A 25070-nucleotide genomic window follows, 5' to 3' on the forward strand; every position below is an offset into this window, starting at 1 on the left:
CGCGACAAAACAGGGCACGGGATCATGTCGTCACTTGCTCGAAACGGGACGGAGTGCTGGGGCCGTCATGGAATGAGCCATGGCAATGGCCGCGGCAAAACTGGAAGGGGACGCCTCGCCGGTTCCGGCAATGTCGAAAGCCGTGCCGTGATCGGGCGAGGTGCGCACGATAGGCAGGCCGAGCGTGACATTGACCCCCATATCAAACGCTACGGTCTTGATCGGGATCAGGGCCTGATCGTGATACATGGCCAGGATCGCATCATAGTGGCGCCAATGCGGTGGATAGAACAATGTGTCGCCGGGCAGGGGGCCTATGGCATCGATCCCCTCGGCCTGTGCATCGGCAATGGCCGGCCCGATGATCTCAACATCCTCCCGGCCGATGGCGCCGCCTTCCCCTGCATGCGGATTGAGCCCGGCCACGGCGATGCGCGGTGCGGCGATATGGAAGCGCTGCCGCAGATCATGCGCCATCACGCGCAATGTCTCGAGGATCAGCTTGCGGCTGATCAGCCCCGGCACGTCTTTGATGGGGACATGGATGGTTAGCGGCACGGTGCGAAGATCGCCATGGGCCAGCATCATCACCGGCAGCTTGGGCTTGCCGTCAATGGCGCAGAGATCAGCCAGGAATTCGGTATGGCCGGGATGCTGGAAGCCGGCATGGTAAAGCGTGCCTTTATGGATCGGGGCGGTCACGACCGCGCGGCAATGCCCGGTCAGGGTCGCATGCGTAGCCCGCTCGATCGCCGCGATCACAACCGGCGCGGCGTGTTCATCGGCAATGCCCGGCAGGTCGGCGACACCCCCCTCGATATGCACCACCGGCAGCGCACGCGGGAAAACGGACGCGGCGGCATCCACATCCACCGGCTCGATGGCGATATCGATCCCCAGACGCTGCGCCCGGGCCCTGAGAAAGCCCACATGGCCGAACACCACGAAGGCGGGCAATTGCCGCTCGTCCCGCCGGGCGTAAAGGCCCAGGATCAGGTCGGGCCCGATCCCGGCTGGCTCACCCATGGTCACGGCCAATGGTGCTGGCATCTTGTCCCCCAAAGGCAGAACGGCCGCGTCTTGCGGCCGCTCCTGGCCCTTGACGGGCCGAATGTCTGCGGCGGGCGCCGCCGGCCTTACTGGTAGAAAATCTTGGCCTGGCTGCGCAGGCGCTCAAGATAGGCCTCCGCTTCCTTGGCCATGGCATCGCCACCTGCATCCTCGCGCAGGCCACCCTTGACGAAGGTCAGGTCCTCGGCCTGCACCTTCTGGCAGATGGCCAGCATGGACAGACCCGCTTCGGTCGCCCTCGGCTTGCTGATGCCGCCGACATTGAGGCCGGCCAGTTCCCTGGCAATGGCATCGGGCATCTGGGTGGCGTGCCGGCGGCCGATATCGACCACGGCCACATCCGTATAGGCCAGGGAGAGTTCGACCGCGGAATCACAGCCGGCAAAGCTCGACCGGTAGCGGTTGGCCTGGCCGGAACGGCCGCCCCCGCCCACAAAGATCACTTCCTTGAGAATGTAGTCGAATTTCTGGAAATCGGCGATCTGCTGAGCGGCCTGCTGGTCCAGCTCAAGCTCGGAAATCTGCACCTGCGGGCTGACGGCCGTTTCCTTGACTGCATTCCAGGCAATGGCGGCGCGCAACCGGTCCTGCAAGGTCTGCGAGCTGACACCGCCCTGCTGCAGCATGGCCTGCAGGCGATCGCGGCTGACATTGAGATTGCGGGCGATCTGCAGAAAGGCCTCGTCGACCTGTGCATTGGACACGCTGATACCCAGCCGTTTGGCTTCCTGGAGCTGGATCGCCTCGGTGATCAACTGCTGCATGGCGCCATTGCGGCCGGTATTATTGCCCTCCATGCGGAAGAGCCGCAGCCTTTGGTCGACCTGCACGTCGCTGATCGGTTCACCATTGACGGTCGCCACAGTCGCGGCCCAGGCGGCAGGCGCCACGCTCATAGTCAGGGCAAGTCCGATGAATATCGCGCTCAAAGCGCGCCGAAATTCAGCAAAGGTCATGGTCAGGTCCGCTTGTCTTGTGACGCCTTCAATGGGGCGTCAGAGCCAGTCTTGTCAATTGGGCGATGATTGAGGCCAAAATCGGAACGGCGGGTGCCGCTCAAATCCAGCCGTCTTCCTTCCGCAGCAACACTGTCACACCGATGACGATGGCGACAAGGGCCGGGCCGATTGCGGCAAAGAACGGGTCCAACACGCCGGTGCTGCCACCCCGATCCGCCATTTCGGTGATGATGAAAACGATGAAACCCAGCACGATGCCATAGAGCACGGCGGGCCCGAACTGGGTGTTGCGGCTATAGCCGGCGGTAAAGGCAAAACCGATCAGAAGAGAGCCGGTGAGAACCAGGGGCAGCGCCAGAAGCTTGATCAGCCGCATGGCCGTCGCCGCGCGGATCGATGGGTCGGCCACCCCACGCTGCAATAGCCGCGCCAGCTCGAAAAAGGTCATGTCCTCGGTCGAGGCCAATTTGAGGCTGATTTCCGCTGCAGTCGAGCGCGTGGGCACCTTCAGGTTGAACATTATGCGAGCCGGCCCATCGGCCGTGCGCACTTCGGCCTCGGGGAAATTCCAATAGCCCGCATCAAGAATGGCCTCAGGAGCCTCGATGCGCGGCGTTTCGCTCGGGCCGAGATGGAAGAGGGTCACGTCGACCAATTGCGAGCCGCCCTGCGACATGCCGCGGCCCATGAGCACGTAATGCACACCATCCCCGCTCTGCTCGAGCCATATTTCGCCCGGCGGGGTCAATTGCGCCGCCTGGCCCGGCGGGGTGGGCGCCAGCTCCCGATTGATCATGGTACTGGCGGTTTCCGCGCCCAATGCAATGACCAGACTGGCCGCGAAGAGGACGATCACCGGCGCGCGCAGCACCCGCCAGATCGAAAGCCCGCTAGCCTTGATCACCGTCAGTTCATGCCTGATCTTGAGATCGGCCAGGCCCAATATGGTGCCCATAAGCACCGTGACGGGGAGGGTCTTGATCGTCCAGCGCACCGCGCTCATCGCCACCATGACCACGGCCATATGCACACCGCGCTGCTCGGCAACATAGTTGAAGCGCCAGGTGTCGAGCGATTCCACCAGCGCGATCAGCCCGTAAAAGATGAATACGGTCGCAGCGATCCGGCTGGCCAGGCGAGCCAGCACGACCCGGTCGATATGGCTGATCATGGCGTCACCGCCGCAAGGGGACGCCGCGGCCACAAGCGCACGGCGAGGATAGCGGCGCCGGCAATGATCAGCGCAAAGGCGCCGGTGCCGGTGCCCAGAGGGCTATAGGCGCTGATGCCGCGCTCGCCAAAGGCGACGAGCATGACCAAGGCCTCCAATGGCAGTCGGAACCGCATGCGATTGCCGCTAGGAAACCCGGCAACCGCAACCACCAGCAGCACCAGGCCCAATACGCGCAGCCCCTCCGCCGACCGGTCGAGCAGCCGCTTGACAAGTCCCGGCTCCCAGCCCGTATCGAGGGCGCGGGTGATAAGCGCAAAACTGTCGGTTTCGGACAAGACGTCGATCTGTGCCACCTGTTGGGCCAGGCTTTCCACGCTGACATCGTAGCGGGAGAAGCGGATTTCCGAATATCGCCCATCGGCCTCTGTATATTGCAGTGCGCCATCGCGCAGCTCCAGCACATAGTCTTCACCCACGCTGACCACTCGGGCTGAGGCGGCGATATAGGTTCGGCGCGTTTCCGGATCGCGGCGGTCATCGGCGAAGAATTCGGTGATCACCCCGCCATCGGCACGTCCGCCGATCAGCAGGATGACGCCTGGCGTGACCTGGGTGAAGCGGTTGGGCTTGAGGGTCGAACTGACGAGGTCCGCGGCGACCTCGGCCGAGAGGCGATTGAGCTGGCGGTTGGCCAGCGGTTCGATCATATGGGCCAGGATCAAGACCATGGCGACGGCGCCCGCGCAGGTGACAATGGCGGCGCGCCAGAGCCCGCTTACGCCGCGGCTGGTGTGAATGATGTGCAGTTCATGACTGGTCTGCAGCGCCGTCAACGCCCGGACGACCCCGATGCCGACGCAGATATAGAAAAAGGACAGGGCCAGCGGCGGCATCGTATAAAGCGCCTGCAGCGCCAATGTGCCGAATCCCTGGCCCTTGACCGAGACGACGTCGAATGAGCGCAGGCAATTGACCAGCCAGAGCAGGAAGCACACGATCCCGAACAGGATCAGCGCATCGCTCGCGAACAGGCGCGTCAAATAGGAGGTCAATCGTCTCATGCGGCTAAAAAACGGCGTCCGTCGCTGATTTGCGTGGGATGAATCGCGCTGCACCTTGCGGCACTTCTCAACTTCACACAATCTCCCATCACGTCACAGATGCGGTGCAAACATGCCAGAGCGGCGTGCGCTGAACTGGCGCCGCAAACCCGCGGCGGATAAGCTGGAAGCATGGCCGAAGTCCTTTTCTATCACCTTGAAGCCCGTCCGCTCGAAGCGGTCATACCCCTGCTGCTCGAAAAAACGCTGGAGCGGGGGTGGCGCGCCGTGGTGGAAGTGGGCTCGCGCGAGCGTGCCGAGGCGCTCGATGCCCATCTCTGGACCTATCGCGACGACAGTTTCCTGCCCCATGGCCTTGCCGGCGACGATGCCGAGGCGATGCAGCCCATTCTCATCACCACCGAGGCGGACAATCCCAATGCGGCAGCGGTGCGTTTCTTTGCCGATGGCGCCGTGCCCCAATCGGGGGAGGGCTATGAGCGGCTAGTCTATATGTTTTCCGGCCACGATCCCGACGCCGTCCAGACGGCCCGCGACGCCTGGGTGGCCCTGCGCGGCGACAATGACGTGACCTATTGGCAGCAGGAAGCGAGCGGCCGCTGGGTCAAGAAGGGTCAGGCGACGCAGGCAACATGACCCCCGACCTTTCCACGCCCAGCAAGCACAAGCTGCATGAGGATATTTTCGCCATGCTTATCGGCACCATGCTGGTGTCGCTGGGCATCGCCTTTTACGCGCAAGTGCAATTGACCACGGGCAGCAGCGCAGGTGTCGCCCTGCTGCTGCAATATATCACCGGCATTCCCTTTGGCTGGCTGTTCTTTGGTATCAACCTGCCATTCTATGCGTTGGCCTGGTTCCGCATGGGGCTGCCTTTTACGCTCAAGACCATCGCCAGCGTGGCCATGGTCTCCTATTTCTCCTCGCAGATCCCGGGCTGGATCGGTATCGAGCGCATCGATCCGCTCTTTGCCGCGCTGGTCGGCGGCGGGTTGATGGGGCTGGGCATCCTGTCGCTGTTCCGGCACAAGGCCAGCGTCGGCGGCATCAATATTCTGGCGCTGTTCCTGCAGGACAATTTCGGCATCCGCGCCGGCTATTTCCAGCTCGGCGTCGATGCTGTCATCCTAGTCATCGCCTTTTTCGTCCTGCCCTTCGACCGGGTCCTTTATTCGATCCTCGGGGCACTGGTGCTGAACATGATCATCGCCCTGAATCATCGCCCAGGGCGCTATGTGGGTTTCAGCTAAAGGCCTTTAATTGGCCGTGTCGCCCCAGCCCACGATGTCATAGAGATACATGTAGAACATGTGCTCGGCCATTTCGTAGCAATAGATGACTTCGCTGGCGCTGGGATCATAAAAGGCATTGGGCTCGCCGCATTGGGTGGCCCGGAACGTTACCGGTCCCGGCAGGAGAAAACTGGCCGCTACGGTTTCGGCCGCATATTCCATGATCCGGTAGTCCTTGAGTGCCCGGGCGTAATCCTCATAGTCCCCGGCCTCGTCATAGACGACTTCGATGCTGGCGACACTGTCGTCCTCGGTCAAATGCGGATCGAGCAGGGTCATCCACGAGGTGAGGGCCTGCTCATAGGTATAGCCGCAGGCTTCCTGCTGGTCCGTATCGAGTTCGTAAATATCGGCGGTTTCCCCGAAGGCCTCGGGATCCTTGCCCACCATCATGCAGACCATGGCATAGGCCCGCTGAATGTCGAGGCTATGCTCGTCATAATAGGAAAAGTCGTCCACACCCGAGCCGGTGGAATTGACGGCATTGAAATACCAGCCATCCGCCGCGTCGATCAGCGCGTCATAGCTGTCATCGCTTTCGTCGAATTCGAGCAGCCAGATCGTCGCCAATGCGTCGACGGCGTCTTCCTCCTTGCCCAGGACCGGCAGACCCAGTTCACCCACCAGCAGATGGCCGATTTCGTGATACATGGTGAAGGCTGCGTCATGCAGCGCAAACGCCATGGCATCGGCCAGAACCTGGTTGTCCTCGTCCTGTGCCTGAGCGCCGATCGCGCCCAAAGTCAGGCAAGTAAAAATCGCGGCCAGAGCCGCTGCACATCTGTTCATAAAATGCCCCCATAGGCAGCGCGCCGCCAATCCCCCGGACGTCCGGCCTCAATCGCGACTGCGTTCTGCCCGCTGGTCGAGATGAAGCTGCATGAAATCCTGCATCAACTCATAGCAGAAGATGATTTCGGTTGTCGCGGGGTCATAGAAGGCATTGGACTCACCGCAGCGCCGGGCCGTGAAACGGACCTGGCCGTCCAGGCGATAGCCACGGCGCAATTCCTCGGCGACCTCATCGAATATGCCGCTGCCGCGGAAGGCCCGCTCGGCCAGCCGCAGGCGCGTGCCACCGTCATGATAGGTGACGTTCACCCGCGTGCCTGCCTTGCCCTCGACAAGCAGCGCGTCCAGGCTGCGGTTGATCAGTTCATAATCGAACAGGCAGGTGTGCTGGCGCTCGGAAGGGATGTCGTAGGAATTGGCTATGGTGCGGAAGGCGGTCCGGTCGGCGCCCACCATCAGGCAGATGATCTGCAGGGCGCGATGGCGATCCGGGCTGTAGCCGGAGGCATAATCATCGCCATCGAAATAGTCGCCATAGCGCGCGCCGGTCAGCACCCAGCCATCGGCCGCATCTTCCAGCGCCTGATTGGCCTCGGGCGTATTCTTCTTGAGCAGCACCCAGGTCGCGATATTGTCCGCTGCATCCTCTTCCTTGCCCAATACGGGCAGGGCGAGCTTATCGATCAAGAGGTGCGCGACCTCGTGATAGAGGGTGAAAAGGCTGTTATTGACTGCAAAGCGCAGCGTTTCGGCTCGGTCCTGCTTGGAAAGCCCGGAAAGGTCCTGCGCACTGGCCGGCAAAGCCATGGCCAGGGCAATGAGCACGACGATAAGACGGAACATGGCGGACCTCACTCGAGCAATGGGGTAAGTGAAGAGGAGCGCGGCGCTCCCGTCAACGCTTTCAGTCGCGTTTGGTGAAGCCTGGTAAACGCCCCGTCATGCCGTCGGCGGCAACCAGTCGGGCGGCGCCAGTTCAAACCCCTCAAAGCGGAAACCGGGCGCGACCGTACAGCTCATCAATGTCCAGTCACCCAGGCTGCGGGCCGATTGCCACGCATGGGCCGGTACAATCCCCTGCGGCCGGTGACCGCTCAGGACATCCGCGCCCAGCGTGATTGTCGTCATCGCCTCGTGTCCGGCCATGGTCAGTTCCAGCGGGGCGCCAGCATGCCAAAGCCAGGTCTCCACCGCATCGACACGGTGCCAATGCGAGATTTCGCCAGCCCTGAGCAGGAAATAGATCGCGGTGGAGCGGGCCCGCCCATCCGGTCCCGGTTCGTCTTCAAAAGTCTGGACGTACCACCCGCCTTCGGGATGGGGTTGCAGGCCCAGCGCGGCGATGATCTCATCGGCTCTCATGCCCGCTCGGCCTCCTCCAGTTTGGCGCTCAATTCCAGCCAGCTTTCCTCCACCGCTTCAAGGTCGGTGGTGAACCGGGACTTGTCCCGACCCAGCGCGATCAGCCGGTCCGGCGATCCATCGTAAATCTTGGGGTCGGCCAGATGGGCATCGACCTTGTCGATTTCGGCCCGCAGCCGCTTCATCTTGGTTTCGGCATCGGCAATCTTCTTCTTGAGCGGGGCCAGCTCGGCGCGACGGGCCGCGGCCTCCTGCCGCGACTGCTTGCGATCGCCCCCATTGGCATTGCCGCCGCCGGATTTGCCTTCCTTGTTGGCGGTGATGTTGCGCTGGTAGCTGTCGAGATCCTCGTCCAGCTCGCGAATAGTGCCATTTTCGGCGATCCAGAGCGTGTCGCAGGTCGCCTCGATCAGGTGCCGGTCGTGCGAAATGATCAGCACTGCCCCCCGGTAGTCGTTGAGTGCATAGACCAGCGCATCGCGGCTATCGATGTCGAGATGGTTGGTCGGTTCGTCCAGGATCATCATCGACGGCCCCGAAAAGGTGATGAGCCCCATTAGAAGACGTGCCCGCTCGCCACCGGAAAGGTTCTTGGCCTTAGTGTCCATGCGCGATGTGGTCAGGCCCATCTGGGCCAGGCGGCTCCGGCGTTTTGCCTCATTGTCGAGCGGCATCAGCTCTGCAACATGTTCCAGCGGGGTCTGCTCGGGCTTGAGCTTGTCCATCTGGTGCTGCGCGAAATGGGCAATCTCGAGCTTCTTGTTGATCTTGAGCTGGCCGTCCATCACCGGAATATCGCCGGCCAGCAGCTTGGCAAAGGTCGACTTGCCGTTACCGTTCACACCGATCAGGGCGATGCGAGCATCCGGGTCGATGCGCTGTGTGACATTGCGCAAAATGACCTTGTCGCCATAGCCGGTTGAGACCTTGTCCAGGGTGATCATCGGGGTGGGCAGGTCCGCCTTGGGCTGCTGGAACTGGAACGGGGCCGCATGCTCGTCAAACATCGCCTCGGGCGGTCGCAGTTTCTCGATCATCTTGACGCGCGCCTGGGCCTGCTTTGCCTTGGTGGCCTTGGCCTTGAAGCGATCCACGAACTTTTGCAGATGTGCGATCTGCTCCAGCGTCTTTTCACGCTGCTTGTTGTTGAGCTCCATCTGCATCCGGCGCGTCTCTTCAAACGTGTCGTAATTGCCCTTGTAGTAGGTGAGCTTCCGATGCTCGAGATGCACGATAGAGTTGACCGCCTTGTTCAAGAGGTCGCGATCGTGGCTGATCAGGAACACGGTATAGGGATAGGTGGCGAGATATTTCTCCAGCCACAGAGTACCTTCGAGATCGAGATAGTTGGTCGGCTCGTCGAGCAGCAGCAGGTCGGGCTGAGAAAACAGCACTGCCGCCAGCGCCACGCGCATGCGCCAGCCGCCGGACAGCTCGCGCGTCGGCGCGTTCTGCCGATCCTGCTCGAAGCCGAGACCCTTGAGGATCGAGGAGGCGCGCGCCTCGGCGGAATGCGCGTCGATATCGGCCAGCCGCATATGGATTTCGCCGATCCGATGCGGATCGGTCGCCGTTTCGGCTTCCGCAAGCAGGGCCGAACGCTCCTTGTCGGCAGCCAGCACCACCTCGAGCACGGTTTCCTCGCCCGCCGGCGCCTCCTGCGCCACGGCGCCGATCCGGGCCTTCTTGTTGACCTCGGTGGAGCCGCTATCGGCGCCGATATGGCCCTGGATCAGGTGAAACAGCGTCGTCTTGCCGGTGCCGTTCTTTCCCACAAAGCCGGCCTTGGCGCCATCGGGCAGCACCAGCGATGCCTCTTCGAAGAGCGGGCGACCCTGAATGCGATAGGTGAGATTATTGATGGTCAGCATGCCATAATCTCGCCGATCCGATAGGCAGGATCGGCGGTCCATAAAGTCGGTTACAATTCTTGCTGTGCCAATACAGCGCCCCTTAGGAGATGTCTAATGCGCAAGACCATGGCTTCTATTCCCCTGGCGTTGACTGCGGCCCTGTGCGGTGGCGCCGCGCTAGCCCAGGAAGTGGCCAGCTTCACCGAGCTTTACGCCTGTCGGATCGATGCCGAGCGCATCCTGCTCAGGGCGACATTTGACGGTAGCGCCTGCTGGGCCGTCGAGAAGGCCGGGATGGCCGAGCCGCGTGGCACTATCGTGGCCGTGCACTTTCCCACGACCAGCACCGCCGAAATCTGCACCATGCAGATCGTGCCGGTCACGACGGAGCAGGTGATCGAAGTCCACGAACCTGTCATCGACCTCGATGTGACGGCTCTTGATCCTGAGAATAATGACGTGGCCCATGGTGTAATCGAGGCGAGCGAAGGGCAGGGGGACTGCCTTGAGGCAAGGGGCTGAAACGACGGCAAGTTGCCGTCTTGCGCCTTACACACTCAGCCGCTAAAAGGCGCCACCTTTCCAAACGCATCAAGCAGGAACAAACCGCCATGGCGCTCGAACGCACCTTCTCCATCATCAAGCCCGATGCCGTCCGCCGTAACCTGATCGGCAAGATCGTCGCCAAGTTCGAAGAGAACGGTCTGCGCCCCATCGCCATGAAGAAGATCCACATGACCCGCGAACAGGCCGAAGGCTTCTACGCGGTCCATAAGGAACGCCCCTTCTTCGGTGAACTGGTCGAGCAGATGATTGCCTCGCCGGTTGTCGTGCAGGTACTTGAAGGAGAAAACGCGATCCTCAAGAACCGCGAGATCATGGGCGCTACCAACCCGGCCAATGCCGATGAAGGCACCATCCGCAAGGAATTTGCTCTCTCGGTTGGCGAAAATTCGGTCCACGGCTCCGACGCTCCCGAGACCGCTGCCCAGGAAATCAAGTTCTTCTTCTCCGACGACGAGCTCGTTGGCTAAATGCCCTACGTCAACGTTCGCATTCTCGACGATGATGTCACCGCCGAGCAAAAGGCTCAGGTGATCGCCGAGATTACGGATACGATGGTCCGCGTGCTCAACAAGTCACCAGAGACCACTTTCGTCGTTATCGACGAAGTGCCGCTCGAAAACTGGGGTTTCAAGGGCAAGCCCATCGCCCAGTTGCGCAAGCAGCCCAAGGACTGACGCGACCAGCACCACAAAAATCCAGGCCGCCCGCCGGGCGGCCTTTTTGCTTGTTCGTGCTATAAGGCATCGAACACATCCCGGGTCACTCCGCCATTAGGGCGGAACCCCATTGATAGACACCAATAATCGGTCGGAGCATCCCGCAGAGTCGGGGCACGGCACGCATGGTGATCCGCTCCGAAAGAACTGCATTGTCCCTGCCTGAAACCATCATTGCCCCTATTGCCCGCGCCCTTGAGGCCAAGGGCTACGACAGCCTCACGCCGGTACAGGCCGCCGTTATCGAGCCGCAGACCGATGGCCGCGACCTGCTGGTTTCCGCCCAGACCGGCTCTGGCAAGACTGTCGCCTTCGGTATGGCCATAGCCCCGACGCTCCTGGGGGACGATCTCATCCTGCCCGCACCAGGTGCCCCGCTGGCTTTGGTCATCGCCCCCACCCGCGAACTGGCCATGCAGGTCCGCCGCGAGCTCGACTGGCTCTATGCCGATATGCACGCCCAGACCGCCGCTGGTGTCGGCGGCATGGATCAGCGCACCGAGCGCCGCGCGCTGGAGCGCGGCGCCCATATCGTCGTGGGCACGCCCGGGCGCCTGCGCGACCACATCACGCGCGGCGCGCTGGATATGTCCGCCCTACGCGCCGTGGTGCTCGACGAGGCCGACGAAATGCTCGATCTTGGTTTCCGCGAGGATCTTGAGTTCATCCTGGCCGCGGCACCGGAAGATCGCCGCACGCTGCTTTTTTCAGCGACTGTTCCGCGCCAGATAGCCGACTTGGCCAAGACCTTCCAGAACGATGCGCTGCGCATTACGGCCACCTCCTCGGGAGAGCAGCATGCCGATATCGACTACAAACTCATGGTTGTCCCCGCCGACCAGCGCGAAAACGCCGTCATCAACACGCTGCTCTGGTATGAAAGCACCAATACCATTGTCTTCGCCTCCACCCGCGAGGCAGTGAAGCACCTTTCGGCGCGGCTGCACAATCGCGGCTTCGACGTTGTGACCCTCTCGGGCGAATTGACCCAGTCCGAGCGCACCAATGCGCTTCAGGCCATGCGCGACGGGCGCGCCCGCATCTGCGTGGCGACAGACGTTGCGGCACGCGGCATCGATCTGCCCAATCTCGATCTCGTCATTCATGCCGAGCTGCCCATGAATGCCGAGACGCTGCTGCATCGCTCGGGCCGCACCGGCCGCGCCGGGCGCAAGGGCACCTGTGTTGTTATCTCGCCCAGCCATCGGAAAAGGGTCGCGCTCTCCATCCTGCGGACCGCCAAGATCGAGGCGGAAATGACCGCTCCGCCCAGCGCCGCCGATATCGATGCGCGCTATCAGGACCATATTCTGTCAGCTGCCACCCTGACGGTCCCCGCCAATGAGGAAGAGGCGCCGCTGGTCGCTCAGCTTCTCGAGCGCCATAGCGCCGAGGCCATCGCCGCCGCCTATCTCCGGCTGCAAATGGCCGCCCGGCCGGTGCCTGAGGACGTGGTCGCGGCGGCACCGGATGAGCCGCGCGCGCCGCGCAGCCGCGAGCGCTTTGCCGGCGGAAGCTGGTTCAAGGTCAATCTGGGCCGCAAGCAGCGGGCCGAACCGCGCTGGCTGCTGCCCATGATCTGCAAGGCGGGCGGTGTCACCAAGGGCGATATCGGCTCGATCCGTATTTTCGATACCGAGACGATTTTCGAGGTCGCCGCCGACAAGGTCGACAGCTTCTTGCGCTCTGTGGGCAAGAACGGCACCGGAGAAAAGGGCGTACATATCGGCGCTGTCGAGGGCCCGAGCGAACGCTCGGAGCGGCCGCAGGGTAAGCGCCGCCCGCCAGGCCCGCCTGAAAAATACGATCCGATGAAGCCACGCCCCGAAAAGGCGGACCGAAAGGAACGCTATGGCAAGCCGAAGTCCGATGATCTCGAGGCCTTCATGGAGATCCCAAGGCCGCCGCGCGAACCCAAACCTGCGCGGCCCCCCAAGCCCTTCGCACCCAAGGACAAGGGCAAACCCAAATGGGCCAAGCCCACTGCCGAGGGTGTTGAGCGGCCTGCCAAAAAGAAGGCCGCAAAGCCCAAGGACCACAAGAAAAAGCGGAGCGAGTGAACCCGGTCAGCCGGTTGCGGCCTGCGGCCGCAGCCGACCCAGCCGCGCAAGATTGCCAGCGGCCATGACAATTGCTCCCAACACGGACAGACCGGCCGCACAGACCAGCGCGAAGCGGTAATTTCCGCCTGCCGCCAATATGCCGAAGCCCGCCGCACCCAGAATATTGGCGGCAATGGCGACAATATCCATCAGCGAGGTGGAGAGACCGATCCGCCCCTTAATCGCATCCTGGATATAGGGGATGTTGACGCTCATCAGCGCGGCCGTTCCCAGCCCGTTGAGCAGCAGCAGCCAGTAAAGCGCCGACATACTGTTGAGGGCGCTGGTGAGGCCGATGAATAGCGCCATCACCAGGCCAGCCGCCGCCAATATGGTTTCCTTGCTCAGCTTCGTCGTGAGCCAGGCAAGCAGCAGCATGCAGGGCGCTTCGACCGCGGCGGTGATACCGGCATAAAAGCCGACATCGGCGACCGTGCCACCCAGGTCGCTGACAATGAACAGCGAGACGCTCAGGGTCAGCAGCCGCATCGCCCCCACCATCACGATGAGGCCCGCCAATCCTGCCAGAATGCCGGGTTGCAGCTCGAAGGCCGAGAGCAGCGAGGCCCCCTTGGCGCGCACCGGCGGTGGCATTTGCACTGCCGCCCTGGGCTCGACAAGCAGCAAGGCGAAAATGCCGGCCATCGCCGCATAGCTCAGCGAGGACGCCAGATAGACATCGAAAATGCTGTATTCGGCCGCGATCCAACCGGCCAGGGGCGGTACGACGATCCAGGCCAGCGTGAAGACGGTGCGCAGCGATGTGACCATGAAGTCCACCCTGTCCGGGCGGTGCTTCACATAGTACACCCGAACATAGCCAAAGCTCTGCCCATAGCAGGCCCCTGCCAGCGGCATGATCAGACCCATGGCAATGGCAAAGCTTGCCTGCGAGGGGATGAGGTAAATCAGGCCATGCGCAAGGATGCCGGCAAGGGCGGTGATTAGCACCAGAATGCGTCGGTCTGGAAGCTTGTCGGAGAGATAGCCCAGGCCCAGCGACACGAATGTGCCGCAAATGGCGCCCGTGCTCATCACTGTGGCAAACCAGCCCGGCGACATGCCCAGCGTGTCCACGCCCACCAGCGAGGCATAGGGCATGGTGGCGGCATAGGTGACCCCTGAAAAGAACATATTAGCGCCCAAAAGGGCCGTCACGGGCAGGCGCATCCGGGTCATGTTTGTCCCCCTCCAGGAGGCGGCAGAGCTAACGCCGCGGTCCCGATCTGTCTAATAAAACGTTTTCATAGCGCCTATCACCACGATTGCTCGTTGCCATTGCGTCAGCACTGCTGCTGTGATTGGCCCCGCCGCAGCGGTAAAATCATGGGTCCGCGCCAGACCGCATGGGCGGCCTGTGCGGCCAGAATGGGAGGCCATGATGACGGCCTATAATATTGTGCGTATGCGGGTGAAGCCCGGTTTCGAAGATGCGTTCATTGCCCATCACGATGCCATGCTCAAATCGGCGGGCGATGAATTCAAAGCGGCCGGCATGCACCGGTTCAGTCTCGTCAAGACCGGCGACCGCGACTATTGCGTGCTCGGCGAGTGGGACGACTTCGACAGTATCGTCAAGGCCAGACCGGCCATGATCCGGTCACTGGATGGCCTGCGCGCCATGCTCGAAGACCTGGGCGGCGATCTCGGCGTTACCGATCCTGTGTCCGGAGAAGCCACAGCCGAATATGATGTCCGGACTGTCGTGCACTAGCTTCGATAAGCCCGGCTGATCGGCAGCCGTGATAAAGAGCACGCGCTGGTCGTGCTCTTTTCTTTCTAGCCAGGATTGCCGGGCTTGGTAGCGTTCTCGATGTTTTGGGCAAGCGCTGCAATCTCTGCGGCGTGCTTTTCGGTCGCCGGGCCGATGCCGTCCATCCAGTTTCCGAAGCGCTTGAGCATGGGCACGAAAGCGGCCAGCTCCGCCGCGTTCCATTCGGAGAGAAACTCGCCCATGATCATGAACTTATAGGCCCGCACGGCCTCGACGACGCTCTGACCCAGCACAGTCAACTCGATAATGGTCCGCCGGGCATCGGCCTGGCTGACAGCCCGGTGCGCATAGCCCTTCTCGACCAGTTCGCTGACCAGGCGGCTGGCGCGCGACGGGTCGATATTGAGCCGTTCCGCCACTGTCGACACCATGACTTCATGGCTTTCGGCACTATCGGGCCCCGGACCCTCGATGACCGCCAGAACGTCATATTGCGGCAGTTCCAGAGCGATCCCAAGATCAAGCAGCGCCCGGTGCCCGAGTTCGCGCTTCATGGCGCGCCGCCGCCATTTCTGCATCACCCCATCAATATCCAGCACGGCTTCCGCCGTTGCCGCGTCGATCCCGGCATTGGCCAGCAGGGCACTGATCTCAGCTTTGTTGCTCAAGGGCATGGCAGACACCGTAGTTTTGCATGCGATCAGCAATTACATGCTATTGACATGTAATTGCTGTGGGCACATGTATGCCGTCAGATATATTTTCGCAAGGCCTGGCGGTTGCACCGGCCGTGCTCGCAAGGAATGCCCCAATGTCCACCCCCATTCAACCGGCCGCAGAGCCGGACAATCCATCCGTTGCCCTTGTCATCGGCGCGGTCGCCGTCACCCTCCTATTGGCCTCCCTGGGCCAAACCATTGTCTCGGCGGCCCTGCCGGTCATTGTCGGGCAGCTTGGCGGGCTCGACCATCTCACCTGGGTCGTGATTGCCTATCTGCTCAGCTCCACTGTGGTGGCGCCGATCTATGGCAAGCTCGGCGATCTCTATGGCCGCAAGATCGTGCTTCAGGTCGCCATCGTCATTTTCCTTGTAGGTGCCGTGCTCTCTGCCATGGCCACGAACATGACCTACCTCATCGCCGCGCGCGCCATTCAGGGGCTGGGTGGCGGCGGTCTCATGGTGGTCGCCATGACGGTAGTTGCCGATATTATTCCACCGCGCCAGCGGGGCAGGGTGCAGGGCCTGTTCGGCGCTGTCTTTGGCGTGGCGACGGTGGTCGGCCCACTGCTCGGCGGCTTCATTGTCGAGCACATTTCCTGGCAGTGGATCTTTCTGATCAACCTGCCGCTGGGCCTGCTCGCGCTGGCCGTCATCGCGGTCGCGCTCAAGCCACGCGGCATCCGCGTCAAGCACGCCATCGACTATCCAGGCTTCGTGCTGCTTTCCGGCGGCCTTACCGCTTTCGTGCTGGCCACATCGCTGGGCGGCAATACTTGGCCATGGCTCTCGCCGCAGATCGCCGGCCTGGTCGTCTTCGCCCTCGCCATGCTCTCGGCCTTTGTCTGGACCGAGGCGCGGGCCGCCGAGCCCGTGCTGCCGCTGAGCCTTTTCCGCATCAATACCTTTGCCCTGACCAGCGGTATCGGCTTTTTGGTGGGCATGGCCATGTTCGGCTCGATCACCTTCCTGCCCATGTATCTGCAATTGGCCAAGGGTGTGTCGCCCATGGATTCGGCATTGCAGCTCGTGCCCATGATGGTGGGCATGATCGGCACGTCGATGCTGTCCGGTTTCCTGATGACCCGCACGGGTCGCTATAAGCTATTGCCGCAGCTCTCGACCCTGGTCCTGACGGCAGGCTGTCTCTTGCTCGCCACCATGCAGCTCGACACCCCAGCCTGGCAGATCGCCATTTATATGTTCCTGGTTGGCGCGGGCATCGGGCCGGTCAACAGCGTCAGCATTACCGCCACGCAAAACGCCGTGCCGCGCGCGGTGGTCGGGGCGGCCACTGCTGGCAACACACTGTTCCGCCAGATCGGCGGGTCCATTGGCGTTTCCATTTTCGGTGCCATTTTTTCGAGCGGCCTGGCCGAGCGGTTGAGCGCCGTCATGCCCGAGGGGGCAGGGTCGGCAGGCTTCAGCGCCCAGGCCGTGGCGAGCATGCCCGAACCCTTGCGCAACCAGATGCTTGAGGCATTTGCCTCCGCGCTTCATCCCGTATTCTTCACTGCCGCCGGTGTGGCCATCCTGGCCTTCTGCCTGACCTTCCTGCTCGAAGAATTGCCCCTGGCAACCACCCTGCGCAAAGAACCGGAAGCCGAAACCGACGCCGAGAAACAGACCAGCGCCGCATTGGCTGGCGCGCCAGCCAGTGTCCGGGGTTGAGACATTTCTACCACGGTTGTGATCCCACGCATTTTTGACCGCTCCGGCGAGTGCCCGGGGCGGTCTTGATTGGTATCCGGTCTGAAATGCTTGCAGTTCAATGGCTTAGGGAGATGTCGTGACTCTGGCTGGCAACGACCGGATTCGTTTTTTCAACCCGTTGACTCATCGCGTGAGCCGATTGGGGCCATGCCGCCCCATCTATGGCGAAATTGTGAATGGTCAAATCACCGCGTTTGCGTACCTTTTGCTGAGGACAACTGCCGAGTTTGCGTCGCCGGCCCCGCCATATGGAGACTGAAAGCGTGCCTTTGCGTTGGCAGGAAGTGGCTTTGCCGCTCATCACGATTACCCTTCTCATCGTCCTTAAGCACATTCCCATGACCGAGCATCTGCCGCTGTCGCGCACGGCGGGCGTGGTGGCCTTCGGTTACGCAGCCTTTCTGGCATTGCGGCTGCTGCAGCCCGAGGAGGCAATTGTCGTTGAAGGGGGCTGGGCCGAATTGCGGCCGTCCATCGTTGAATATTTCGCCTGCTATGGCGCAGCGGCTTTGGCGGCTGTGTTGCTCTTCGCGGTGATCATCATGGGCCACGTGGCCGACACCGCCCAATTGATCGCGACTTATCTGGCGGTGATCCTGTTGGCCGGTGGTTCGCTTGGCATAGGCATGGCGGGGCTCTTCACCCAGACGCGCTGGGATCATCGTCAAGTCACCCATCGTAGCGCCTTGGGCCGCGTGACCAGGCTGGAATGGGGCGAGGTCCGGGCCGTTCGGCCAAACTGGCGCGGCGTCACCATTACCGGCTCTTCCGGTCGCATCACCTTTTCGCAGTTCCATGGCGGCGCCGCCCAATTGGCCAAGCACGCCGCCACACGCGCCCGCCGCAATAGCGAAACGGCGACGAAGGCCTTCGCTGCCTAGCCTCGCTCAGGCCTTATCACCTGTCCTGATCTCTCCCATCACCACAAAGCGATTGTCGCAGGGCAGGGGTGGGGCGTATCGTGCCGACCATGAACGCCCCGATTGCCCAGCGCACCATCCGCTCCGTCTGCCCGCACGACTGTCCTTCGGTCTGCGCGCTCGATGTCGATATTCTGGTCGACGGCACGGTGGGCCGGGTACGCGGCGCCAAGGACGATCCCTATACGGCCGGCGTGATCTGCGAAAAGGTCGCGCGCTATGCCGAGCGCATCCATCATCCCGACCGCCTGACTCATCCCATGCGCCGCATTGGCCCGAAGGGGGCAGGGCAGTGGCAACCCATCTCCTGGGACGAGGCGCTGGACGAAATTGCCGCGCGCTTCCTCGAGATTGAGCAAAGGCATGGCCCTGAGGCAATCTGGCCTTATTTCTATGCCGGCACCATGGGCCATGTGCAACGCGACGGTATTGAGCGGTTGCGCGCCGTCCGCGGCTATTCGCACCAATATGACACGATCTGCACCGGCCTTGCCTGGCCAGGCTATATCGCTGGCACCGGGCTTCTGGGCGGGGTCAATCCCGAACAGATGGCCGAAAGCGATTGCGTTGTCATCTGGGGCACCAATGCGGTGCATACCCAGGTCAATGTGATGACCCATGCCATGAAGGCCCGCAAGACGCGCGGCGCCAAGGTCGTGGTCATCGACATCTATCGCAATGCCACCATGGATCAGGCCGATATGGGCCTGGTCCTGCGCCCCGGCACCGATGGCGCCCTGGCCGTGGCCACCATGCATGTGCTGCTGCGCGACGGTCTGGCCGACCGGGACTATATAGCCCGGTTCACCGATTTCTCGCCGGAGTTCGAAGCCCACCTCGCCTCGCGCACGCCGCAATGGGCGGCCGAAATCACCGGCCTGTCTGTAGCGGAAATCGAGGCCTTTGCCCATCTCGTCGGCAAGACGCCCAGAACATTCTTCCGCCTTGGCTTCGGCTTTTCGCGCCAACGCAATGGCTCGACGGCCATGCATGCGGCCCTTTCCATTCCGGCCATGACCGGTGCCTGGCAGCACCGGGGGGGCGGCGCCTTCCATTCCAATTCAGGCACCTGGGCACTCGACAAGTCGCGGCTCAAGGGCAGCCATTTGCAAAAGGGCAATCCGCGCCTGCTCGACATGTCCGAGATCGGTCCCATTCTCACAGGCGACGAAAAGGCCCTGCAGGGCGGCGGGCCAGTGCACGCCATGATCGTCCAGAACACCAATCCCGCCTCTATCGCGCCCGATCAGAAGCTGGTGCACGAAGGCTTACGGCGCGAGGACTTGTTCCTGGTGGTCCATGAGCAGTTCATGACCGAAACGGCCGAACTGGCCGATATTGTCCTGCCCGCCACCATGTTTTTAGAACACAACGACTATTACACCCGCGGCGGCCATACCCGGGTGCTCTACGGCCCCGCTGTGGTCGACGCACCGGGCGAGGCCCGCTCCAATCACGAGGTCATCAACTCCATCGCCCTGCGGCTGGGCAGCGACGATCCGATTTTCCGCACCAGCGCCCGCGATATGGTGGCTGACACCTTTGCGCGGTCCAACTATCCATCGCTCGAAGAGGTTGAACGAACCGGCTTTGTCGATAGGGAGCGCCCCGACGAGGAAGCGCGTTTCGCCAAGGGCTTTGCCTGGCCCGACGGCCGTTTCCGCTTCGCGCCGGACTGGCAGGCCGTCTCTGCCGCCAAGGGCTATCGCTGGGTCTGCGACCCGGCCATCATGCCGCGCTTTGCCGATCATTGGGCCATTACCGAGGCCACCAGTACTGAACACCCGTTCAAGCTGGCCACCAGCCCCGCCCGGGCTTTCCTCAATTCGTCCTTCAACCAGACCCCCGGCAGCCTCAAGCGCGAGGGTGAGCCGAGCGTTTTCATCCACCCCGACGATGCTGCCCGGCTAGGCATAGCCGATGGTGCTGCCGTCACGGTGGGCAATCACCGCGGTTCGGTGCAATTGACCGCGCGCCTGTTCGATGGCTTGCGCACCGGCGTGCTGATCGCGGAGGGCCTGCATCGCAACAAGGCGCATCGGGGCGAGCAGGGCATCAATATGCTGACCAGCGCTGAGCCGGCTCCGCCCTTTGGCGGCGCGCCGTTCCACGACGCCGCGGTCTGGGTCAGGCCGGCGGACTAGGGGTTACGGGTCAGGCCCAATAGGCCGTCCAGAAAAAATAGCCCGTCATCCCAATGCCATAGACAATCACACCCCAGCGGATCCACAGGGTCGGGATGAATTTGGCCAGCCGCGCCGCCGCATAGCCGCCAATGGTCACGCCCACCAGCGCGATGGAGCCGTGATACCAGTCGATCGTGCCATTGAGCGCGAACCGCGCCACTGCCACTACCGCCACGATGGACGAAATATAGAGCTTCAGCCCGTTCATGGCGTGGATATCGGTCATGCCAGCCATGGCGAGGAAGGCCAGCAGCAAAATGCCCAGGCCCGCATTGAAGAACCCGCCATAGACGCAGACGGCGGCCAGCAGGGAGAGGATCAGCACCATGCCGAGCACCCTGAGGCCCCGCCGCTCGCCGCTGCGGGCGCGCAGTGCCGCATTGATGCGATTGCCGAACACGAATAGCGCCACGGCGAATGCCATCAGCCATGGCACCACCAGCGAAAATTGTTCGTCCGACACCACCAGCAGCAGTTCTGCCCCGACATAGCCGAACAGCGCCGCGACAATGCCATAGATGACCAGGCGGTCCCGATAACCTGCCACCGAGGACCAATAGCCCAGGGCGCCGCTGACATAGCCGGGTAGGGCGGCATAGGTATTGGAGGCATTGGCCAGGACCGGCGGCACACCGGAAAACAGCAGGGCGGGAAAGACGATGAACGAGCCGCCGCCGGCAAGCGAATTGAGCGCCCCGCCCACAAGGCCGGCTAAAAATAGCAGCAGCTCGGTCATCATTCCCCCCATCGTGCGTCCGCCGTTCCTAGCGCCTTGCCGGCCATCCGCCTAACGCAATTGTCTGATCGGCCCATCACCCCTTTTGATCGGTCCCTCTTGACTTCCCGCCAGCCCGAGCGCATTTACCGCCACGGTTGCTGGCACCAGCCGCCCGCGGATCGGCAGATCCATGGTGAAGCCAGTTTTAGGCAAATGATCCCTTCGGTTGTTTTCTCCCAAGGCGCATCATGGCAATGCGGGCTCCCATGGACGAGACGCCTCCAATTTGGAGAGACCCGAACCATGTCTTTTTCTCTCGACACCCCCTCCGCCCAGACCCTGAAGTCCGAGGCGAAGTCCCTGCGCGAAGAGCGCGCCCGCGCCGGCCGGCCGCTGACCCATGGCGCGGCCCTGGAAGAGGTCGCGCGCGCCCATGGCTATCGCGATTGGAACACGGCGCGCGCCGCCTTGCCCGACCGGGTCAATGTGCCCTTCCAGGTCGGCATGCGCGTAAAAGGCTTTTATCTCGAGCAGCCCTTCAAAGGCGTGTTGATCGGGGTGCAGCTTGCCCACAATATGCAGGCTTATACCGTGACCATCCAGTTCGATGAGCCGGTCAATGTCACGCCCGACTTCATGTTTGCCGCCTTCCGCCAGCGTGTGGTCTCGACCGTGGATATCCGGGGCATATCGCCGGCCTTGCGCGGCAATGGCCAACCGCAGATGCGGCTGATGAAGGAATGACTATTGCGCCGGGGCGACGGCTTCCACCGCCTCGGCCTGGGCCCGCGCTTCCAGCTCTTCGAGCGGAACGCGCGTCCATTCCTCGCCGCGGCAAACCACATTGAACAACACGCAGCCATTGAGCCGCGCCGTGTCCGGGCCGACCATTTCGACGTAGCCCGAATAGCTATTGCCGTCCTCGGGATTGTAGATTTCCCCATCGTAGAGATAGGGCTCACGGCCTTGCCAAAGGGTCAGGATCTGCAGGCCCAGCATGGGCCGGTCGCGCAGATTGGGGTCCTTGTTGCGATAGTCGAAGAACTCCGCTGGATCCATGGCGGCAGCCGCTTCCGCCTCTGCCCCGCTCAACATGCCCTCGGGCACGACGATATGCGAGAGATGGCCGCAAAAGCCGTCCGGACAGGCCGTTATGGTGACCTCCGACTTGAGCGCTGTGCGCCAGACCCCCTCGATCGGCGCCTGCGCCCGGACCGAAACGTTGCCGCCCAGCGCCAGGGCCATAGCCACCGCCATAAGGGCCAGCCAGCGCCGAAATCCGCTCATGCCAGTCATCCAAACCTGCCTTTGCCCTGAGGCCGCTACGCGGCGCGACTCGGAGATATCATCGCCTCGCCCGCGATTTAAGCCATGAATGCCCGAGCAAACCAACCAAATTGCGGCGCGCCGCTTGCCCGTCCATCCACAGCCGGCAAGGCCTTGCCGCCGCCCGGACAAAAACCACTTGCCATCCTACAGTTGGCCCGCTAGACCCGACCGCGCCGGAGAGGTGGCCGAGTGGTCGAAGGCACACCCCTGCTAAGGGTGCAGATGGGCAACTGTCTCGAGGGTTCGAATCCCTTCCTCTCCGCCATCTTCTTCCCGACCACTGCTTGGCGTCCTGAAGGACGAGTCGGTACAAAGACCGCCCTCACCACATCATGGCTCGGTTCGACCCGGTCCCTCGCGATCCCGGGGATAGGGCATCACACCAGGGAATGGCGGTAGCCAGGCCTCGCGACGGATCGTCCAGAGCTCGTAGGTCGGACGGAACTGATTGGGGTCATCAAGGGCACCCAGATTGATCTCGATTTCGTCGCCGCTGCGTGAAAAGACCGAAGAACCGCATCGGGGGCAAAAATGTCGTCCCTCATAGGCATGGCTTTGCCCGGTCACGGACACTGAAGTCTCCGGGTAGATCGCTGAGGCGTGAAAAAGCGCGCCATGGTGCTTTCGGCAATCGAGGCAATGACATAATCCGACACGATAGGGCTCGCCAATCGCCCGAAATCGCACCTGGCCACAAAGGCATCCTCCGACGACATCCGGCATGATTCACACCTTCCGATTTCCAGCATCTGGAGCAATCGGTCCTGTCTAGCGCGGTCGGCATCGAACGGCCAGGAGGTAGGATCGTGCTCCCTTGCCCGTCTTCGGTCGGTCGATGCCATCAGCCCGCTCCCTTGCCGTCTCGCCAAGCGGGCATCGCAAATGCGGCGCCGACGCCGCCGCGATTACCGATCTGGCAGCTCGGCAAGGATTGGGCGCAAATGCCCCTCATGTTTCAGCAACAGGCCTTCCGCCTCGGCCAGGCTGGCAATGCCGCGTGCCATGAGGATCGCGGGCTTCACCGCACCGGCACTGGCGGTCAGTGCTTGCCGGGCTTTCGCCTCGTCGACGCCGGCCACGGCCGCGACGATGCCGCAGGCGCGGTCGCGCAGCTTGTCATTATCCGCGATCACATTGACCATGAACCCGTCATGCACATGCCCGAGGCGAACGGCCATCAAGGTGGACAGCATATTGAGGGCAATTTTCTGCGCCGTGCCGGCGCCCATCCGGGTCGAGCCGGCAATAACTTCTGCGGGGGTGGGCAGGCAGATGGCCACATCCACCATGTCGAATAGCGGCGCGCCGGCATTATTGGCGATGCCGATCGTATGGGCTCCGGCCTGACGGGCCGCACCGACCGCCGCGAGCGGGTAAGGCGTTTGTCCACTGGCCGTTACCGCAATCAGGCAATCATTTGCATCCAGCGACAGCGCCTCGACGGCCATTCTTGCCTCGTCCGCATCATCCTCCGGTCCACCACGCATGTCGCGCAAGGCATCCATGCCGCCCGCCAGCAGCACCACGATACGGTCGCGCGCAATACCATAGGTTCCCGGCAGCTCAAGGGCATCGGCCAGCGCCATCAGGCCCGAACTGCCCGCCGCCGCGTAAATCAGCCGCCCGCCGCTCCTAAGGGCCCTGGCCATGCGTTCGGCGCCCAGCGCAATCTCGCGCACGGCCGAGGCCGTGCATTGGGCTGCCTCGGCCTGGCCGGCAGCCAGCAGTATCAAAATCTCGGTGTCGGGCAGCAGATCCAGGCCGAAGGCTTTGGCGTGCCGCGCTTCCGTCTGCCTCTCGGTCATTCGCTGCTCCTGCTGGCTATAATGCCAAAAACATACCACTTACCGTATCTATGCGTGCAAGGGATAAAGCCATGAGTACAAAAGCGCAATATCCACAGCAACATGGACATTTTGTCGCCCGTCCGGCAGATTGGTCTTGGTGAATGGTATTTTATTGGTATTATGAGGTCGGTCGCCCCGGCGGCAACAAGCGCGCCGGTTTCCCGAACAACCGGCCAAGGAGGTCAATTGACTGAACAGTCCGGCTCATTGTTTGGCGACGGTCCGGTCGTTCTGCCGATTGGTGGCCCGCTCTATCTCCAGCTCAAGCGCTGGATAGAGGATGCCATAAAGCGCGGGCTGATCAACCCCGGCGATGCGCTGCCATCCGAACGGGACCTGGCGCAACGCGCCGACGTGTCCCGGGTGACCGTACGCAAGGCCGTGCAGCAGCTCGTGCATGAAGGGGTTCTGGTGCAGCGCCACGGCTCGGGCACTTTCGTCGCGCCCGAAACCCAGCGGGTCGAACAATCCCTTTCGCAATTGACCTCTTTCACCGAGGATATGGCGCGGCGCGGCATGGCTGTGCGGGCCGAATGGCTGGAGCGGGGCCTTTATGCGCCATCGCCGGAAGAGACTATTGTCCTTGGCCTCGGCTCAGGCGAGCGGGTGGCACGCATCTCGCGCCTTCGCCTCACGGGCGATATGCCGCTGGCTATCGAGCGCGCCAGCCTGTCCATGGCGGTATTGCCCGAGCCCCTGACCATTAGGGATTCGCTTTACAAGCACCTTGAGAAGACCGGCATGCGCCCGGTCCGCGCCATCCAGCGCATTCGCGCGGCCAATATTTCGGAGGATGATGCTCACCTCCTGCAGGTGCCGGTCGGTTCGGCCGGCCTCAATATTGAGCGCATTTCCTATCTCGGCACGGGCCGTGTCGTCGAATTCACCCGCTCCATCTATCGGGGCGATACCTATGATTTTGTCGCCGAGCTTCGGCTTGGCGATCCCGGCAATGGAGCAAGCAGGTCGTGACCGC

Annotated in this window: 26 protein-coding genes and 1 tRNA gene; 13 read left to right on the forward strand and 14 right to left on the reverse strand. The window is 62.5% G+C overall.

Annotated elements, in window-relative coordinates:
* Positions 1-30 precede the first annotated feature (30 nt).
* The 4 genes from pdxA to V8Z65_RS06070 all read right to left on the reverse strand — a co-directional run bounded on the left by pdxA (position 31) and on the right by V8Z65_RS06070 (position 4265).
* Positions 31-1050 (reverse strand): 4-hydroxythreonine-4-phosphate dehydrogenase PdxA, encoded by a 1020-nt coding sequence (pdxA, locus tag V8Z65_RS06055; RefSeq protein WP_338723190.1) that lies wholly within the window; start codon positions 1048-1050, stop codon positions 31-33.
* 86 nt (positions 1051-1136) lie between these two features.
* On the reverse strand, positions 1137-2027 hold the full coding sequence (locus V8Z65_RS06060) for a SurA N-terminal domain-containing protein (protein ID WP_338723191.1): 891 nt from the start codon (positions 2025-2027) through the stop codon (positions 1137-1139).
* A 100-nt stretch (positions 2028-2127) separates the two neighbouring features.
* Positions 2128-3201: an LptF/LptG family permease gene (locus V8Z65_RS06065; RefSeq protein WP_338723192.1), complete on the reverse strand. Its 1074-nt coding sequence runs from the start codon at positions 3199-3201 to the stop codon at positions 2128-2130.
* Positions 3198-4265 carry an LptF/LptG family permease gene (locus tag V8Z65_RS06070; RefSeq protein WP_338723194.1) on the reverse strand — a complete coding sequence of 356 codons (1068 nt, stop codon included), beginning with the start codon at positions 4263-4265 and terminating at the stop codon, positions 3198-3200. Before V8Z65_RS06070 ends, V8Z65_RS06065 begins: the two co-directional genes overlap by 4 nt.
* A 171-nt stretch (positions 4266-4436) precedes the next feature.
* Here V8Z65_RS06070 and V8Z65_RS06075 point away from each other — a divergent pair, with 171 nt between their 5' ends.
* Together V8Z65_RS06075 and V8Z65_RS06080 are read left to right on the forward strand one after the other, a co-directional pair.
* Positions 4437-4901, forward strand: a complete 465-nt coding sequence (locus V8Z65_RS06075) for a DNA polymerase III subunit chi (RefSeq protein ID WP_338723196.1) — start codon at positions 4437-4439, stop codon at positions 4899-4901.
* The gene (locus V8Z65_RS06080) at positions 4898-5515 is read left to right on the forward strand and encodes a YitT family protein (RefSeq protein ID WP_338723197.1); all 618 of its coding nucleotides are present in this window, start codon (positions 4898-4900) and stop codon (positions 5513-5515) included. Before V8Z65_RS06075 ends, V8Z65_RS06080 begins: the two co-directional genes overlap by 4 nt.
* Positions 5516-5521: 6 nt before the next feature.
* On the opposite strand, the gene V8Z65_RS06085 is transcribed toward V8Z65_RS06080, so the two are convergent.
* From V8Z65_RS06085 to V8Z65_RS06100, 4 genes are all read right to left on the reverse strand, one after another.
* Entirely contained in the window at positions 5522-6346 is an 825-nt protein-coding gene (locus V8Z65_RS06085) for a DUF4344 domain-containing metallopeptidase (protein ID WP_338723199.1), read from the reverse strand.
* Between the two features lie 48 nt (positions 6347-6394).
* The gene (locus V8Z65_RS06090) at positions 6395-7192 is read right to left on the reverse strand and encodes a DUF4344 domain-containing metallopeptidase (protein WP_338723201.1); all 798 of its coding nucleotides are present in this window, start codon (positions 7190-7192) and stop codon (positions 6395-6397) included.
* Positions 7193-7288: 96 nt separating this feature from the next.
* Positions 7289-7711, reverse strand: coding sequence for a cupin domain-containing protein (locus V8Z65_RS06095; protein ID WP_338723202.1), 423 nt, complete (start codon positions 7709-7711; stop codon positions 7289-7291).
* Positions 7708-9582, reverse strand: a complete 1875-nt coding sequence (locus tag V8Z65_RS06100; RefSeq protein WP_338723203.1) for an ABC-F family ATP-binding cassette domain-containing protein — start codon at positions 9580-9582, stop codon at positions 7708-7710. The genes V8Z65_RS06095 and V8Z65_RS06100 overlap by 4 nt, the downstream gene beginning before the upstream one ends.
* Before the next feature lie 96 nt (positions 9583-9678).
* On the opposite strand from V8Z65_RS06100, the gene V8Z65_RS06105 reads away from it, so the two are divergent.
* From V8Z65_RS06105 to V8Z65_RS06120, 4 genes are all read left to right on the forward strand, one after another.
* Entirely contained in the window at positions 9679-10086 is a 408-nt protein-coding gene (locus V8Z65_RS06105; protein ID WP_338723204.1) for a hypothetical protein, read from the forward strand.
* An 89-nt stretch (positions 10087-10175) separates the two neighbouring features.
* Positions 10176-10598, forward strand: coding sequence for a nucleoside-diphosphate kinase (gene ndk, locus V8Z65_RS06110; RefSeq protein ID WP_338723206.1), 423 nt, complete (start codon positions 10176-10178; stop codon positions 10596-10598).
* Positions 10599-10805: a 4-oxalocrotonate tautomerase family protein gene (locus tag V8Z65_RS06115; protein ID WP_338723207.1), complete on the forward strand. Its 207-nt coding sequence runs from the start codon at positions 10599-10601 to the stop codon at positions 10803-10805.
* A gap of 194 nt (positions 10806-10999) precedes the next feature.
* Positions 11000-12907 carry a DEAD/DEAH box helicase gene (locus V8Z65_RS06120; protein WP_338723209.1) on the forward strand — a complete coding sequence of 636 codons (1908 nt, stop codon included), beginning with the start codon at positions 11000-11002 and terminating at the stop codon, positions 12905-12907.
* Between the two features lie 6 nt (positions 12908-12913).
* Here V8Z65_RS06120 and V8Z65_RS06125 read toward each other — a convergent pair whose 3' ends face one another.
* The gene (locus V8Z65_RS06125; protein WP_338723210.1) at positions 12914-14128 is read right to left on the reverse strand and encodes an MFS transporter; all 1215 of its coding nucleotides are present in this window, start codon (positions 14126-14128) and stop codon (positions 12914-12916) included.
* 202 nt (positions 14129-14330) lie between these two features.
* Between V8Z65_RS06125 and V8Z65_RS06130 the strand changes: the two genes are divergently transcribed.
* Positions 14331-14663: a DUF718 domain-containing protein gene (locus tag V8Z65_RS06130; protein ID WP_338723211.1), complete on the forward strand. Its 333-nt coding sequence runs from the start codon at positions 14331-14333 to the stop codon at positions 14661-14663.
* A 65-nt stretch (positions 14664-14728) separates the two neighbouring features.
* Here the strand turns inward: V8Z65_RS06130 and V8Z65_RS06135 are convergent, their stop codons facing one another.
* Positions 14729-15337: a MarR family transcriptional regulator gene (locus V8Z65_RS06135; RefSeq protein WP_338723213.1), complete on the reverse strand. Its 609-nt coding sequence runs from the start codon at positions 15335-15337 to the stop codon at positions 14729-14731.
* A gap of 137 nt (positions 15338-15474) precedes the next feature.
* Between V8Z65_RS06135 and V8Z65_RS06140 the strand changes: the two genes are divergently transcribed.
* From V8Z65_RS06140 to V8Z65_RS06150, 3 genes are all read left to right on the forward strand, one after another.
* Entirely contained in the window at positions 15475-17052 is a 1578-nt protein-coding gene (locus tag V8Z65_RS06140; RefSeq protein WP_338723214.1) for an MDR family MFS transporter, read from the forward strand.
* Between the two features lie 305 nt (positions 17053-17357).
* A complete protein-coding gene (locus V8Z65_RS06145) occupies positions 17358-17975 on the forward strand; it encodes a hypothetical protein (RefSeq protein WP_338723215.1) in 618 nt (205 codons plus the stop codon).
* Positions 17976-18064: 89 nt separating this feature from the next.
* Positions 18065-20158 (forward strand): molybdopterin-dependent oxidoreductase, encoded by a 2094-nt coding sequence (locus V8Z65_RS06150; RefSeq protein WP_338723963.1) that lies wholly within the window; start codon positions 18065-18067, stop codon positions 20156-20158.
* Positions 20159-20168: 10 nt separating this feature from the next.
* On the opposite strand, the gene V8Z65_RS06155 is transcribed toward V8Z65_RS06150, so the two are convergent.
* Positions 20169-20936 (reverse strand): sulfite exporter TauE/SafE family protein, encoded by a 768-nt coding sequence (locus V8Z65_RS06155; RefSeq protein ID WP_338723217.1) that lies wholly within the window; start codon positions 20934-20936, stop codon positions 20169-20171.
* A 285-nt stretch (positions 20937-21221) separates the two neighbouring features.
* Between V8Z65_RS06155 and V8Z65_RS06160 the strand changes: the two genes are divergently transcribed.
* Positions 21222-21662: a glyoxalase superfamily protein gene (locus V8Z65_RS06160; protein ID WP_338723219.1), complete on the forward strand. Its 441-nt coding sequence runs from the start codon at positions 21222-21224 to the stop codon at positions 21660-21662.
* Here the strand turns inward: V8Z65_RS06160 and V8Z65_RS06165 are convergent, their stop codons facing one another.
* A complete protein-coding gene (locus V8Z65_RS06165; protein WP_338723220.1) occupies positions 21663-22205 on the reverse strand; it encodes a DUF2147 domain-containing protein in 543 nt (180 codons plus the stop codon).
* A 217-nt stretch (positions 22206-22422) separates the two neighbouring features.
* On the opposite strand from V8Z65_RS06165, the gene V8Z65_RS06170 reads away from it, so the two are divergent.
* Positions 22423-22512, forward strand: a tRNA-Ser gene (locus V8Z65_RS06170).
* Between the two features lie 65 nt (positions 22513-22577).
* Here V8Z65_RS06170 and V8Z65_RS06175 read toward each other — a convergent pair.
* Together V8Z65_RS06175 and V8Z65_RS06180 are read right to left on the reverse strand one after the other, a co-directional pair.
* Positions 22578-22970 (reverse strand): GFA family protein, encoded by a 393-nt coding sequence (locus tag V8Z65_RS06175; RefSeq protein ID WP_338723221.1) that lies wholly within the window; start codon positions 22968-22970, stop codon positions 22578-22580.
* Between the two features lie 182 nt (positions 22971-23152).
* Positions 23153-24052: an N-acetylmuramic acid 6-phosphate etherase gene (locus tag V8Z65_RS06180; RefSeq protein WP_338723222.1), complete on the reverse strand. Its 900-nt coding sequence runs from the start codon at positions 24050-24052 to the stop codon at positions 23153-23155.
* A gap of 228 nt (positions 24053-24280) precedes the next feature.
* On the opposite strand from V8Z65_RS06180, the gene V8Z65_RS06185 reads away from it, so the two are divergent.
* Positions 24281-25066: a GntR family transcriptional regulator gene (locus V8Z65_RS06185; RefSeq protein ID WP_338723223.1), complete on the forward strand. Its 786-nt coding sequence runs from the start codon at positions 24281-24283 to the stop codon at positions 25064-25066.
* Positions 25067-25070: the final 4 nt, after the last annotated feature.

The sequence above is a fragment of the Devosia sp. XK-2 genome (assembly GCF_037113415.1).
Classification (GTDB): Bacteria; Pseudomonadota; Alphaproteobacteria; order Rhizobiales; family Devosiaceae; genus Devosia.